We start from the raw sequence: 13,760 nt of genomic DNA, 5'->3' as shown, positions 1-13,760 counted from the left end.
CCCTTTTCTCCTTATTCGTACGCCTGGATTGGAGTCTCTCAACTTGAGCGACGGGCTGCCGCTGGAGTTGTTTTGACTGCCTCTTCTAATTTCGCCGACCTCGGGCTGGCTGATTCCCTGTTGCGCGCCATCGCCGAGACCGGCTACACCGCGCCCACCCCCATCCAGGCCCAGGCCATTCCGCAGGTCCTGAAGGGCGGCGACCTGCTCGCCGCCGCCCAGACCGGCACCGGCAAGACCGCCGGCTTCACCCTGCCCATCCTGCACCTGCTGTCGCAGACCAAGCCCGCCCAGCGCAAGCCGGGCCGCCCGCGCTGCCTGATCCTGACGCCCACGCGCGAACTGACCGCGCAGGTGGCCGAATCGGTGCAGACCTACGGCAAGCACACCGCGCTGTCGTCCATGGTGATGTTCGGCGGCGTCAACATCAATCCGCAGATCAGCGCGCTGAAGAAGCCGCTGGACATCCTGGTGGCCACGCCCGGCCGCCTGCTGGACCACTGCGGCCAGCGCACCATCGACCTGTCGGGCGTCGAAATCCTGGTGCTGGACGAAGCCGACCGCATGCTGGACATGGGCTTCATCCGCGACATCCGCAAGATCCTGGCGCTGCTGCCGCAGAAGCGCCAGAACCTGCTGTTCTCGGCCACCTTCTCGGACGAGATCCGCTCGTTGGCGCGCGGCGTGCTGAACAACCCGGGCGAAGTCTCGGTCACCCCGCGCAACACCGCCACCGAACTGGTCACGCAGACCGTGCACCTGGTCGAACAGCACCACAAGCGCGACCTGATCAGCCACATCATCCGCGAAAGCGGCTGGCACCAGGTGCTGGTGTTCACGCGCACCAAGCACGGCGCCAACCGCCTGGCCGAAAAGCTGGTCAAGGACGGCCTGACCGCCGCCGCCATCCACGGCAACAAGAGCCAGTCGGCCCGCACCCGCGCGCTGGCCGGCTTCAAGGAAGGCACGGTCACGGTGCTGGTGGCCACCGACATCGCCGCCCGCGGCCTGGACATCGACCAGCTGCCGCAGGTCGTGAACTTCGAACTGCCCAACGTGCCCGAAGACTACGTGCACCGCATCGGCCGCACCGGCCGCGCCGGCGCCACCGGCGCGGCGGTCTCGCTGGTCGACAACAGCGAAATCAAGCTGCTGCGCGACATCGAGCGCCTGATCAAGAAGACCATCGACCGCAAGCCGGTCGAAGGCTGGACCCCGCCCGCCACGACCGCGGCCTCGTTCGAGCGCCAGGAACGCGACGAAGACTCGCGCCAGCCTCGCGGCGGCCAGCGCAACGGCCGTGGCGGTGATCGCGGCGGCGACCGTGGCGATCGCGGTGGCAATGGCGGCGGCCGCGGCCAGCAGCGCCCGGCCGGCGCCGCGCCGCGCGCGCCCTCGGGCAACCGCGCCCCCGCCCCGGCCCGCGCCGGCGGCGACGGCCGCGGCCACGCCCCGCGCGATGGCGAGCGCAAGCCGTCCGACCGTCCGGCCCACGCCGGCCGCAACGAAGGCCGCCCGCAGCAACCGCAGAACCACCGCCGTCCCGAGGGCGCCGCGCGCCCGGCGGGCAACGGCGGCCGTCCCGGCGGATCGCCGCGGGCCGCGCTGCTAAGCAAGTAATATCTGCGGATAGCCCCCACCCAGACAGCGACCCACGGACCCGCGCGCATCATGCCCTTATCGACCTGGTTGACGTTTTTCCTGGCCTCCTGGGCCATTTCGTTCTCGCCCGGCGCGGGCGCGATCTCGGCCATGTCCTCCGGGCTGAAGTACGGCTTCGCGCGCGGCTACTGGAACACGGCCGGCCTGATCATGGGCATCCTGTTCCAGTTCGTGGTCGTGGCCGTCGGCCTGGGCGCGGTGCTGGCCACCTCGGAGATGGCCTTCAACGTGGTCAAGTACCTGGGCGTGGCCTACCTGATCTACCTGGGCGTGCGCCAGATCCGCACCGACGCCGCGCCGGTCGCGGTCGACGCCGGCGATCCCAGGCAGGCGTCGATCCGCGAGCTGGTCATGCGCGGCTTCCTGATCAACACCATGAATCCCAAGGGCACGGTGTTCCTGCTGGCCGTGGTGCCGCAGTTCGTCGATCCGGCGCTGCCGATGGTGGCGCAGTACGCGGCGCTGGCCGGCACGCTGGCCTTCACCGACTTGGTGGCGATGGGCGTGTACACGCTGCTGGCGGCCCGCGTGCTGCGTCTGCTGCGCGACGCCAAGCACATCCGCTGGATGAACCGGACCTTCGGGTCGCTGTTCATCCTGGCAGGCGTGTTCCTCGCCTCGTTCCGCCGCCATTCCTGAACCCGACCGAACGGGGCTCGCCGCCTTCCCGGCGCGAGCCCCGCGCTTTTTTGCACGCAGCAGGACCGCGCCGGACCTGAAACACGGCGCCCGAATATTCCACCGATCATGAGCATTCAACAAGAAGTCGCGCGACGCCGGACGTTCGCCATCATTTCCCACCCCGACGCGGGCAAGACCACGCTGACCGAAAAGCTGCTGCTGTTCGCGGGCGCGATCCAGATCGCCGGCAGCGTCAAGGCCCGCAAGGCCTCGCGCCACGCGTCCTCCGACTGGATGGAAATCGAAAAGCAGCGCGGCATCTCGGTGGCCTCGTCGGTGATGCAGATGGAATACCGCGACTGCGTCATCAACCTGCTCGACACCCCGGGCCACCAGGACTTCTCGGAAGACACCTATCGCGTGCTGACCGCCGTGGACGCCGCGCTCATGGTGATCGACGCCGCCAACGGCGTGGAGCCGCAGACCATCCGGCTGCTGCAGGTCTGCCGCGCGCGCAACACGCCCATCATCACCTTCATCAACAAGATGGACCGCGAAGTGCGCGAGCCGCTCGAACTGCTGTCCGAGATCGAAGGGCACCTGGGCATGGATGCGGTGCCGTTCTCGTGGCCGGTGGGCATGGGCAAGGCCTTCGGCGGCGTGTTCGACATCCGCCGCGACCGCATGCGCGTGTTCCGCGCCGGCCAGGAGCGCCGCTCTGACAACGACGACTTCATCGAGGGCCTGTCCAATCCCGAGATCGGCCGCCGCTTCGGCTCGGCCTTCGAACAGGCCAGCGGCGAGATCGAGCTGATCAACGAAGCCGCGCCCGCCTTCGACCGCGCGCAGTTCCTGGCCGGCAAGCAGACCCCAGTGTTCTTCGGCTCGGCCATCAACAACTTCGGCGTGCAGGAAGTGCTGGACGCGCTGGTCGAGCAGGCCCCGCCGCCCGGCCCGCGCACCGCGCTGCAGCGCGAGGTGCAGCCCGAGGAACCCAAGTTCACCGGCGTGGTGTTCAAGGTGCAGGCCAACATGGACCCCGCGCACCGCGACCGCGTCGCCTTCGTGCGCGTGAGCTCCGGCCGCTTCGAGCGCGGCATGCGCCTGAAGGTGGCGCGCACCAACAAGGAAATGCGGCCCAACAACGTGGTGTCGTTCCTGTCGCAGCGGCGCGAGCTGCTGGACGAGGCTTATGCCGGCGACGTCATCGGCATCCCCAACCACGGCGTGCTGCAACTCGGCGACGTGCTGACCGAAGGCGAAACCCTGCAGTTCACCGGGCTGCCGTTCTTCGCGCCCGAGCTGTTCCAGGCGGTCGAAGTGAAGGATCCGCTGCGCACCAAGCAATTGCGCACCGGCCTCACGCAGCTGGGCGAGGAAGGCGCCATCCAGGTGTTCCGTCCCGAGGCGGCCGGCGGCTCGCTGCTGCTGGGCGCGGTCGGCCAGCTGCAGTTCGAAGTGGTGGCGCACCGGCTCAAGACCGAGTACGGCGTGGACGCCCGCATGCTGCCTTCGCGCTACACGATGGCGCGCTGGATCACGTCCGACAACCCCAAGGCGCTGCGCAAGTTCATGGATGCCAATGCTGCCCATATCGCCTATGATGTGGTCGATGCGGCGGCGTTTTTGATCGGTTCGCCCGCGCAGCTGCGCGTGGCCGAGGAACTGTATCCGGATGTGAAATTCCACGCCATGCGCGAGCACGGCGGCAAGGTTTTCGGAGACAAGGCGTAGACCCGTCCGGGTTCCGCACGGCAGAAGAGGTTTAGCAATGTCTTGGCGTTTTTTGTTCGCAACGCTGCTGGTCGCGCTGGGCGCGTCGGCCTGGGGCGGAATTCAACTTGGCGACTGGCTGGTGGCGCATGCCCCGGTCGCCGCGCCCGCGCCCGGCCAGGATGGGGCCGACGGCCAGCAACCGGTGCTGGACGCCAACGGGCGTCCCTATGTGGCGCAGCCACCGCAGCCGCGCATCGACGGCACGCTGGGCGTGCCCGACAAGCCGGCCGACCGCGAGTGGGCCATCAACACCGTGTCGCTGTTCGATTCCGTCAGCGATCCCAACGTCAAGCTGTCGCGCGAGCGCATCTCGGCCGACCAGGCGCGCGAAATCGCCGCGGCCTCGCAGCAGGTGCCGCTGCCCACGGGCACGTCCGACGTCAGCACGCTGGATCTGCAGGCGCCTGGCACCTCGACCGCCGTCAACGGCGGCGCGGGGCAGGGCCAGGTCCAGGCCGGCGGCTACGGCTCCGGCCAGATGATGCCCGCGCCGCCGCCCCCGAACACCGCCCAGGCACCCGGTGCTCCCGGCTGGCAGGACGCGCTCAAGCGCGAGCTGGCGCATTGCGCCACGCAGGGCTTCTTCGAGCGCCCCTCGTGTTCCTGGGCCGCGCGCAACAAGTACTGTGCGCCGAACCGCGCCTGGGGCACGATGGCCGAATGCCCGGCCCGTCCGCAGTAACGCGATCGCAACGCTATCGACGCGGCACTCTGGCCGCGTACCAAGACAAAGGCGCCCCTCGGGGCGCCTTTGTCTTGGCCGGCGATCCTGTGACCGCCGCCAGGCCGGCAACCGTTATTCCGGCACCGACATCTGGCTCTGCAGGTAGTTCTGCAGGCCGACCTTGTCGATCAGGTCGATCTGGGTTTCCAGATAGTCGATGTGCTCTTCGGTGTCGTCCAGGATGTCCTGGAACAGATCGCGCGACACATAGTCGCGCACCGATTCGCAATACGCGATGGCTTCCTTGACCGTGGCTTGCGCGCCTTGCTCCAGCTTGAGGTCACAGGCCAGCAGTTCCGGCACGTCTTCGCCGATCAGCAGCTTGTGCAGGTCCTGCAGGTTGGGCAGGCCGTCGAGCATGAAGATGCGCGCGATCAGGCGGTCGGCATGCTTCATCTCGCCGATCGACTCTTCGTATTCGTGCTTGCCCAGCTTGTCGAAGCCCCAGTGGTTCAGCATGCGCGCATGCAGGAAATACTGGTTGATGGCCGTCAGCTCGTTGGTCAGCTGCTTGTTGAGATGCTGGATGACGGTTTTATCGCCTTTCATGATGAGACTCCTTGCAGTCAGGCGCGATGCGAGCACATCGCGACAGGAAGACGCGCGATGCCGCGCGTACGCAACCCCGGCAGACTAACATCCGGCGCGGGGCCGCGCCTAGCCTTGCTCTGCATTTGGTAAACGGCTTTGCAAGCGCAACATGAAAGCGACAGGATAATGAGAATGAGTTTGCGTGAGCGATGCCTTGCACGCACTACGCAGACTTCATGCGGCCTGGAAGCGGCCATACCGCCCGATTGTGCGCCTTGATGCACGTCAAGCGCAGCGCGGATCGCACGCCGCCTCGCTGAAAAACCCGCGTGCGACGCGTGCTCCGCGCTGTTGCATATCTACGACCGCATGAGCGCGCGCGCCACCATCACGCATCGACTCGATGGATATCGCGGACTCAATCGGCGCGCCGCGTGGCCAGCCAGATGCCGAATGCGATCGGCACGATGCCCAGCAGGTCCAGCCACGACACCGGCTCGCTCAACACCAGCCAGCCGAACAGCAAGCCCAGCGGCGGCATCAGGAAGTGCAGCGCGCTGGCGGCGGTGGCGCTGGCGCGGCCAAGAATCATGAACCACAAGTAATAACCGCCAATCGACACGGCCACGATCATGTAGGCCATGCTCCAGAACAGACTGGCCGTCATGCGCGCCGCGCCCAGGTCATCGACGACCAGCGCGATCGGCATCATCGCGGCCGCGCCGGCCAGCGACTGGATGCCGGTGGCCATCCACAAGTCCGCGGACGGCTTCAGGCGCTTGTACAGCAGCGTGCCCGCCACCAGCGCGATCAGTCCGCCAACCACGAGCAAGGTGCCGTGCGCGTCTTCCTGCATGCCGCTCAACCGCGAACGCAGCACCACGGCCACGCCGGCCAGCCCCAGCAGCAGGCCCAGCAGCTTGCGCCAGCTCAACCGCTCGCCCAGCACCGGCCCGGCCAGCACGCCGATCAGCAGCGGATTGGTGCTGATCAGCACCGCGGTGAACGCGGATGACACCCGCGTCATGCCCGACCAGCTCAAACCCAGATACAGGGCGTTGTTCAGCAGGCCCAGCAGCGCCAGCGCGGCGACGTCGCGCCGGCTCGGCCAGCGCCAGCGGCCGCTGGCCGCGGCCACGCCCAGCATCAGCGCGCCGGCGATCAGGAAACGAAACGCCAGCAGGGTCATCGGCGGACAGTCGCGCACCGCGATCTTGGCGGCGGCGAACGCCGAACTCCACAACAGGCAAAACGCGGCGATGGGCAACCAGGCGACAGCGGCTGGAGAATCGGCGCGAGCGGGAGATGCGACGGCGAGCGAGGGGGTTTTCATGCGAGTCCCGGAGAGAGGGCGCCGCCGCTTTGGCGACAGGCTGGCGGCCATTTTGCGCGCCGCCCCATCCATTGACAAATGCTTTATTCAGATTAAAAGTATTCGATAATCGAATGGATAAACCCGCCGCCTGTCCAGGCTGCACGACTGCTTTCCAGGCCCCGCCATGCTCGATCTCGATCTACTGCACAGCTTCGTTTCCGTCGTCGACGCCGGCGGCTTCACGCGCGCCGGCGAACGCGTGCACCGCAGCCAGTCCACCGTCAGCCAGCAGATCCGCAAGTTGGAAGAGGCGCTGGAGTGTGCGCTGTTCATCCGCGACGGCCGCCAGGTCCAGCTGACCGAAGACGGCGAGCGGCTGCTGGGCTATGCCCGCCGCATGCTGGCGCTGTCCACCGAGGTGCGCGAGGCTGTCAGCGGCCGCCAGCGCGTGGACGTGGTGCGCCTGGGCATCCCGGACGATTTCGCGCCCGAAGCCTTGACCGCGCTCCTGGCGGCCTACGTGCGCGAACGGCCGACGCTGCGCCTGTCAGTGCGCTGCGATCTCAGCGCCGCGCTGACGCGCAGCCTGGAGCGCGGCGATCTGGATGTGGCGCTGCTCAAGCGCGAGCCCGGCGCCGGAATGGACACGGGCGCGGCCCTGGCCGCGTGGCCGGAGCACCTGCATTGGATCGCCGCCAGCGCCTTGCCGCTGCCCGATGTCGAGCCCGTGCCGCTGGTGGCGTTTCCGCAAGGCTGCATCTACCGCAACCGCGCCATCCATGCGCTGGAAGCGGCGGGCCGGCGCTGGCGCATCGCCTATGAAAGCCCCAACCTGCTGGGCCTGCAGGCGGCGCTGGCCGGCGGCCTGGGCGTCGCGCTGCTGGAGCGCCGCTGTCTGGCGCCCAACCTGCGCATCGTGGACGAGCATCTGCCGCCGGCGCCGCCCACCGAACTCGCGCTCTGCCTGGGCCGCGCGGCGCGCGAGCCGGCGCGCCAGGTGGCGCAGACGGTGCAGGCGTTCTGCGCAGCGCAGTGGCGCCAGCCCTCATCCTGAACGGGAACGGCTCCGCCGGACGGCCCAACGGCCGCAAGCCGCCAGGCGTGGAAAGGACACAGGCCGCCTGTGTGTGGAAGGAACCGCGCAGACAAAGACGCGAAAATCCACGCCGACCCATCCGCACAAAAACAAAAGCCACGGCAGGCGCCGTGGCTTCGTTGGATCAGGAACGGGGTCAGGCTACCGCGACCTGGATGACCGGATAGGTATTGGCCGCCGGCGCGCTGGGCTGTTCAGCCAGGGCGGCGGGAGGATTGACCGGAACGGCGATCGAGCGCACGTCGCAGACGCTGGAGCAACGACCGCCGGGCAGGTATTCCGTGGCGGTGGCTGCGCAACAGCCGCAACAGGTCGCCACGCCCAGCTCGAACTGCAGGTCGGCCAGCGTGGTAGCGCCCGCGTCCACGCTGGCGCGGACTTGGCGTTCGGTGATCGCGTTGCATACACAAATGTACATGAGAATAATTATCGAAAATTATTCTCGAACTGGCAAGCGGCTTGCGCAAAAAAAATTGCAACCGAGATGTCACGCAAGTGTTTGAAATCAGGGACGAATTTACAGTCATTCGTCCCTGATTTCAGCGAACCGAGGCCTGCGCCTTGCGCAGCGCCGCCGGCGCGATGCGCAGCGCCTCGCGGTATTTGGCCACCGTGCGCCGGGCGATCACGATGCCCTGGTCGGCCAGCTTTTCCATGATCTGACTGTCGGACAGCGGCTTGGCACGGTTCTCGTCCGCCACCATCTGCCGGATATGGGTCTGCACCGCCGTGGCCGAGGTGGCATCGCCGCCATCGGTCGACACCCCCGTCCCGAAGAAGCGCTTGAGCTCCAGCGTACCGAACGGGGTGAGCATGTACTTCTGCGTCGTGGCCCGCGAAATCGTGGATTCGTGCAGGCCCAGTTCGCCCGCGATGTCCTTCAGGATCAGCGGACGCATGGCCGCCGGCCCCTGGCTGAAGAAAGCCGTCTGGCGTTCGACGATGGCCTGGGACACGCGCAGGATGGTGTCGAAGCGCTGCTCGACGTTGCGGATCATCCACTTGGCCTGCTGCAACTGGGCCTGCAGGCCAGCGTGGGCCGATTCCTTCTGGTTGCCCAGCATCTGCGCATACAGGCCGTTGATCTGCAGGCGCGGTACGGCGGCGCTGTTGAGCGTGACCTGCCAGCCGCGCCGGGTTTTGCGCACGATCACGTCCGGCACGGCGTAGTCGGCGGCCGGCACGGTCCAGGCGCGTCCCGGACGCGGCTCCAGGCGCAGGATCAGGGCGTGCGCGGCGCGGAACCGGGTTTCGTCGCACCCCGCCGCCGCGCACAGACGGGCGACATTGCCGGTGGCCAGCAGCGGCAGGTGACGGGCGCAGATCTCGCGGGCGCAGGCCAGCGCCGCCGGGTCGGCCGCCTCGGGCAGGCGCGTGATGTCCGGGTGGCGCAATTGCAACAGCAGGCATTCCGCCATGTCCCGCGCGCCGATGCCGGGTGGATCGAAGGACTGCAGCAGCGACAGCGCCGCCTTCAGCTCGTCGATATCCGGCTCCAGCTCGGCCGGCAGCCAGCCCAGGATTTCCTCCAGCGGCGAGCCCAGGTAGCCGTTCTCGTCCAGCTCGTCGATCAGCAGGGCGGCCAATGCGGCGTCGCGCGGCGCCGCCCGGGTCAGCACCAGCTGGCCCAGCAGGTGCTCGCGCAGCGTGTCCGGCATGGCGGCCTCGGGCGGGCCGCCGTCCTCGTCTGGGTAGACCCCGCCGGAGCCGGGCATTTCCTCGATGGGCGCGTCGCGCTCGGCCGCCGGCTCGTCGTCCTGCACCGAGGACTCGCGTTCGGACTCTGCCTGCGCCTCGGGCGCCACGGGTTCGTCGTCGCGCTCGAGCAGCGGGTTGTCCGCCAGCACCTGCGAGATCTCGGCTTCCAGCTCGAGCGTGGACAACTGCAACAATCGGATCGATTGCTGCAGCTGTGGGGTCAGCGTCAGATGCTGACCGGGACGCAGTTCTAAAATCGGACGGGTCATAGGTACAATATTTTGCATGATGAATCAGACTTCGCCCGAGCGCGTTCGCCAGGATAGCCGCCTGATCGGCCAGACCCTGCTCAAACTTGCGCTTCCCAGACTCCTCCTGCGCGCGATCGTGATCGCCGTCGCCCTCATCATCTGGTATTTCGTCGCCAACTGGATACTGGACGCGGGCAAGCGCGTGAGCTTCGAATTCCTGCACTCGCTGGGCCAGCCCACGATGGACATGGTGCAGAAGTTCAGCCCCTACCTGTGGTGGGTCGGGGTCGGCATCTGGAGCCTCATCGTCTTCTTCGCGCTGCGCGCCTGGCTGAGCGCCAGCCTGGCCTCCGGCCGCGCCACGCCGGTGCAGACCGAGGTGCTGGCCGAACTGGCGCCGCAACTGTCCGACGAATCGCTGGGCGTGCTGCGCTGGACCTGGGGCGACCGCGAAGAACCCTTCACCGTGGGCGACCTGCGCCGCTCGCTGTCTGAAATCCGCCACAGCCGCATCGCCAAGATCGACATGGTGGCGCGTCAGGCCGAGATCCTGGAAGGCGGCGGCAAGCCCCGCGCCGGCTCCCGCGACGACGACGCACCGCGCCGCGAACCGCGCGCCGACCGCTACGTCGAGCCGCGCATCGGCCCCGCCCGATAAGCGACACCCTTCCGCGCAACCCGCCAGAAGCCGCCGTCCAGGCGGCTTTTGCATTTCAGTGCGCTGCCAGCAAGCCGCTCCTATACTGGCCTGCCACGCTCGCGCAACCGCGGGCCGCGCGTCATACCGACACCATGCGCCGGCGGCCCCGCCGCGGCGACCGCGCGGCCGACCTCCTGGAGTCCGCTTTCCATGTTCCGTACTTCCGTCCGGTTCGCCGCCAGCATGGCGCTGGCCTGCTCTGCCGCGCTCTCGTTCAGCGCGCCGGCGCGGGCTGCCTGGCCAGACAAGCCCATCACCTTCGTCGCCCCGTTCACCGCCGGCGGCGCCAATGATCTGGTCGCCCGCATCATCGCCAAGGCGGTCGGCGCCGCGCTGAACCAGCCCGTCATCGTCGAGAACCGTCCCGGCGCCGGCGGCGTGATCGGCGCTGCCCACGTGGCGCGCAGTCCGGCCGATGGCTACACCTACCTGGTCGGCAGCAACGGCACCGTCACCAACAGCCTGATCCGTTCCGACCAGCCGTACAAGGACGAGGCGCTGACGCCCGTGGCGCTGCTGTCGATCACGCCCTCGGTGATCGTGACCCACCCGTCCAACCCCGCCAAGGACCTGAAGGACTTCGTGGCGCGCGCCAAACAGGCCAAGACCGATCGCATCACCTTTTCCACGGCCGGCAACGGCAGCACGCCGCACTTCGTGGCCGAAATGCTGAAGGAAGCCACCGGCCTGCCGGTAGAGCCCATCGCCTACAAGAGCGGCTCGGAAGGCGTGAGCGCGGTGATCGGCAACCAGGTCGACGCCACCTCCGAGGCCAGCATCGTGACGCTGCCGCTGGTCCAGAGCGGCAAGCTCAAGGCGCTGGCCACCACCTGGGACAAGCGCATGGCCAGCGCGCCGGACATTCCGACCACGGCCGAGGCCGGCTTCGGCACGGTGCGCATCGGCCACTGGGCCGGCCTGTACGCGCCGACCGGCACGCCGGCGGACGTGCTCGACAAGATGAACGCGGCGGTCGAGCAGTCGTTGCAGACGCGTGAAGTGCAGAATGCGTTGCGCCAGAGCAGCATCGAGCCGGGCGGCGGTTCGCGCGCCAGCTTCGCCGAGTTCGCCGCCAACGAGCGCAAGCGCCTGGGCGAAGTGGTCAAGAACGGCCATATGCAGACGCAGTAAGCGCCTGAGCCGGAGCGCGCTCATGCTGTTGCGCGTCCGGCTGCGCGAGCCCCGCGCCACCGCGAAACGCGTGGCTCGCGCCGCGCCTGCCGGCCTGTCGAAAGAACCAGGGAATACCCTGAGGCGCCACCGTAAGACAGATACGTCCCCGGCTTTTTCATTTGCGCTTGCACAAAAAGTATGTTTGACTAGCATCCCTATGGCCGCTAACCGCAACCCCCTCGCGATTGCCACCGGACGCTACGACGCTCCGGTCGCCGGCCTGCGCGCCTCCTCCCTCAGCGTTGCCTCCTTCGCCGCGCTATCGCTATACCTACCGATCGGTTGCCGGGCCTAGTGCCTCGTGGTAGCTCGGCAGCCACACGCTCGCCACACGCGTATTCCCCTTTCTTTTCCTGTTTTCAAGACTGAATCCTGCCGGCCTGGCCAGTAGTTTCCGGGCATATCCACGGCAAATCCAGGCGCCAGACCGTCATCCGGGCGCGCGCCGCTTGCGGGACCCCGTCCCCGGGATTCAAAAGAAACCGATCGAGGTGTAGAGATGATGCTTGCCAACCCCGCCACCAAGTACGTACCGTTCAAGCCCTTCGCCAGCGACTATGCCGAGCGCACCTGGCCCAGCCGCCGCATCACGCAGCCGCCCATCTGGATGAGCACCGACCTGCGCGACGGCAACCAGGCCCTGATCGAACCGATGAGCGTCGAGCGCAAGCTCCGCTTCTTCGAGCAGCTGGTGAAGATCGGCTTCAAGGAAATCGAAGTCGGTTTCCCGTCGGCCTCGCAGACCGACTTCGATTTCGTGCGCAAGCTCATCGACGAGAAGCGCATTCCCGAAGACGTGACCATCATCGTGCTGACGCAGTCGCGCGAAGACCTGATCAGCCGCACGGTCGAAGCCGCCGCCGGCGCCAGGCAGGCCATCGTCCACTTGTACAACGCCTGCGCCCCGGCGTTCCGCAAGGTCGTGTTCAACATGAGCCGCGACGAAATCAAGAATATCGCCACCACTGGCACGCGCCTGGTCAAGCAATACGTGGCCCAGCATCCGGAAACGCAGTGGCGCTACCAGTATTCGCCTGAAGTCTTCAGCACCACCGAACCCGAGTTCGCGCTGGAGGTGTCCAACGCCGTCGCCGACGTCTGGCAGCCCACGCCCGACAGCAAGATGGTGCTGAACCTGCCCGCCACCATCGAGGCCACCACGCCCAACCTGTACGCCGACCAGATCGAGTGGATGCACAAGAACCTGGCCCGCCGCGACAGCATCGTGCTCAGCGTGCACCCGCACAATGACCGCGGCACCGCCGTGGCCGCCGCCGAATTCGCCGTCATGGCCGGCGCCGACCGCATCGAAGGCTGCCTGTTCGGCAGCGGCGAGCGCACCGGCAACGTCGACCTGGTGACGCTGGCCTTGAACCTCTACACGCAAGGCGTGCACCCCGGCCTGGACTTCTCGGACATCGACGAAGTGCGCCGCTGCGCCGAGTACTGCAACCAGCTTCCCGTGCACCCGCGCCATCCCTATGCCGGCGACCTCGTGTTCACCGCCTTCTCCGGCTCGCACCAGGACGCCATCAAGAAGGGCTTCGCGCAGCAGAAGCCGGACGCCGTCTGGGAAGTGCCTTACCTGCCGATCGACCCGGCCGACCTCGGCCGCAGCTACGACGCGGTGATCCGCGTGAACAGCCAGTCGGGCAAGGGCGGCGTGTCCTATCTGCTCGAACAGGAACACGGCCTGGTGTTGCCGCGCCGCCTGCAGATCGAATTCAGCCGCGCCATCCAGCGCGTCACCGACGAAACCGGCCGCGAAGTCACGGCCGACGATGTGCACACCATCTTCAACCGCGAATACCTCGAACAGAAGTCGCCGTGGAAGCTGGTGCGCCATCGCATCGACGGCAATCCGTCGGCCGGCGAAGGCCAGCACTTCAGCATCGAGGCCGAACTCGAATACAACGGCGAACGCCGTATCGTGACGGGCAAGGGCGACGGCGCCATCTCGGCCTTCGTGGCCGCGCTGGGCGTGCCGGTGCGCATCATGGACTACCACGAGCACGCCATCGGCACCGGCACCGACACCCGCGCCGCGTCCTACGTCGAACTGCGCGTGGGCGATTCCGGCACGGGCTTCGGCGTCGGGATCGACCGCGACATCGTCACCGCCTCGTTCCAGGCCGTGCTCAGCGCCGTCAACCGCCACATCAACGCCGGCGCCGACGCCACCGAACAAGAAACCGCCGAGGCCGCGTGATCCG

Annotated in this window: 12 protein-coding genes; 8 read left to right on the top strand and 4 right to left on the bottom strand. The window is 67.6% G+C overall.

Annotation, left to right across the window (positions count from 1 at the left end):
* Positions 1 to 72: 72 nt before the first annotated feature.
* From C2U31_RS05710 to C2U31_RS05695, 4 genes are all read left to right on the top strand, one after another.
* Entirely contained in the window at positions 73 to 1,620 is a 1,548-nt protein-coding gene (locus tag C2U31_RS05710) for a DEAD/DEAH box helicase (RefSeq protein WP_199770957.1), read from the top strand.
* 51 nt (positions 1,621 to 1,671) lie between these two features.
* Entirely contained in the window at positions 1,672 to 2,301 is a 630-nt protein-coding gene (locus tag C2U31_RS05705; protein ID WP_103271954.1) for a LysE family translocator, read from the top strand.
* A 108-nt stretch (positions 2,302 to 2,409) separates the two neighbouring features.
* Positions 2,410 to 4,017: a peptide chain release factor 3 gene (locus C2U31_RS05700; RefSeq protein ID WP_103271953.1), complete on the top strand. Its 1,608-nt coding sequence runs from the start codon at positions 2,410 to 2,412 to the stop codon at positions 4,015 to 4,017.
* Between the two features lie 37 nt (positions 4,018 to 4,054).
* A complete protein-coding gene (locus C2U31_RS05695) occupies positions 4,055 to 4,741 on the top strand; it encodes a hypothetical protein (protein ID WP_103271952.1) in 687 nt (228 codons plus the stop codon).
* Between the two features lie 114 nt (positions 4,742 to 4,855).
* Here the strand turns inward: C2U31_RS05695 and bfr are convergent, their stop codons facing one another.
* Together bfr and C2U31_RS05685 are read right to left on the bottom strand one after the other, a co-directional pair.
* Entirely contained in the window at positions 4,856 to 5,332 is a 477-nt protein-coding gene (gene bfr / locus C2U31_RS05690) for a bacterioferritin (RefSeq protein WP_103271951.1), read from the bottom strand.
* A gap of 400 nt (positions 5,333 to 5,732) precedes the next feature.
* A complete protein-coding gene (locus tag C2U31_RS05685; protein WP_103271950.1) occupies positions 5,733 to 6,647 on the bottom strand; it encodes a DMT family transporter in 915 nt (304 codons plus the stop codon).
* Positions 6,648 to 6,813: 166 nt separating this feature from the next.
* On the opposite strand from C2U31_RS05685, the gene C2U31_RS05680 reads away from it, so the two are divergent.
* Positions 6,814 to 7,683, top strand: a complete 870-nt coding sequence (locus tag C2U31_RS05680) for a LysR substrate-binding domain-containing protein (protein WP_103271949.1) — start codon at positions 6,814 to 6,816, stop codon at positions 7,681 to 7,683.
* Positions 7,684 to 7,861: 178 nt separating this feature from the next.
* On the opposite strand, the gene C2U31_RS05675 is transcribed toward C2U31_RS05680, so the two are convergent.
* Entirely contained in the window at positions 7,862 to 8,143 is a 282-nt protein-coding gene (locus C2U31_RS05675; protein WP_103271948.1) for a bacterioferritin-associated ferredoxin, read from the bottom strand.
* A gap of 121 nt (positions 8,144 to 8,264) precedes the next feature.
* On the bottom strand, positions 8,265 to 9,710 hold the full coding sequence (gene rpoN / locus C2U31_RS05670) for an RNA polymerase factor sigma-54 (protein WP_103271947.1): 1,446 nt from the start codon (positions 9,708 to 9,710) through the stop codon (positions 8,265 to 8,267).
* Here rpoN and C2U31_RS05665 point away from each other — a divergent pair.
* The 3 genes from C2U31_RS05665 to leuA all read left to right on the top strand — a co-directional run bounded on the left by C2U31_RS05665 (position 9,709) and on the right by leuA (position 13,756).
* Positions 9,709 to 10,332, top strand: a complete 624-nt coding sequence (locus tag C2U31_RS05665) for a hypothetical protein (RefSeq protein ID WP_103271946.1) — start codon at positions 9,709 to 9,711, stop codon at positions 10,330 to 10,332. The genes rpoN and C2U31_RS05665 overlap by 2 nt on opposite strands.
* Positions 10,333 to 10,524: 192 nt before the next feature.
* Positions 10,525 to 11,505, top strand: a complete 981-nt coding sequence (locus C2U31_RS05660) for a tripartite tricarboxylate transporter substrate binding protein (protein WP_103271945.1) — start codon at positions 10,525 to 10,527, stop codon at positions 11,503 to 11,505.
* Positions 11,506 to 12,046: 541 nt separating this feature from the next.
* Positions 12,047 to 13,756, top strand: a complete 1,710-nt coding sequence (leuA, locus tag C2U31_RS05655; protein ID WP_103271944.1) for a 2-isopropylmalate synthase — start codon at positions 12,047 to 12,049, stop codon at positions 13,754 to 13,756.
* Positions 13,757 to 13,760: the final 4 nt, after the last annotated feature.

Source organism: Achromobacter sp. AONIH1, from assembly GCF_002902905.1.
GTDB lineage: Bacteria > Pseudomonadota > Gammaproteobacteria > Burkholderiales > Burkholderiaceae_B > Achromobacter.
This window is presented reverse-complemented; position numbering and strand designations above follow the sequence as displayed.

What these genes read in the sequence shown, in the direction of transcription:
- C2U31_RS05705 (WP_103271954.1), top strand. Translation starts at nt 1,672, where the DNA reads ATGCCCTTATCGACCTGGTTGACGTTTTTCCTGGCCTCCTGGGCCATT.
- C2U31_RS05700 (WP_103271953.1), top strand. Translation starts at nt 2,410, where the DNA reads ATGAGCATTCAACAAGAAGTCGCGCGACGCCGGACGTTCGCCATCATT.
- C2U31_RS05695 (WP_103271952.1), top strand. Translation starts at nt 4,055, where the DNA reads ATGTCTTGGCGTTTTTTGTTCGCAACGCTGCTGGTCGCGCTGGGCGCG.
- bfr (WP_103271951.1), bottom strand. Translation starts at nt 5,332, where the DNA reads ATGAAAGGCGATAAAACCGTCATCCAGCATCTCAACAAGCAGCTGACC.
- C2U31_RS05685 (WP_103271950.1), bottom strand. Translation starts at nt 6,647, where the DNA reads ATGAAAACCCCCTCGCTCGCCGTCGCATCTCCCGCTCGCGCCGATTCT.
- C2U31_RS05680 (WP_103271949.1), top strand. Translation starts at nt 6,814, where the DNA reads ATGCTCGATCTCGATCTACTGCACAGCTTCGTTTCCGTCGTCGACGCC.
- C2U31_RS05675 (WP_103271948.1), bottom strand. Translation starts at nt 8,143, where the DNA reads ATGTACATTTGTGTATGCAACGCGATCACCGAACGCCAAGTCCGCGCC.
- C2U31_RS05665 (WP_103271946.1), top strand. Translation starts at nt 9,709, where the DNA reads ATGATGAATCAGACTTCGCCCGAGCGCGTTCGCCAGGATAGCCGCCTG.
- rpoN (WP_103271947.1), bottom strand. Translation starts at nt 9,710, where the DNA reads ATGCAAAATATTGTACCTATGACCCGTCCGATTTTAGAACTGCGTCCC.
- C2U31_RS05660 (WP_103271945.1), top strand. Translation starts at nt 10,525, where the DNA reads ATGTTCCGTACTTCCGTCCGGTTCGCCGCCAGCATGGCGCTGGCCTGC.
- leuA (WP_103271944.1), top strand. Translation starts at nt 12,047, where the DNA reads ATGATGCTTGCCAACCCCGCCACCAAGTACGTACCGTTCAAGCCCTTC.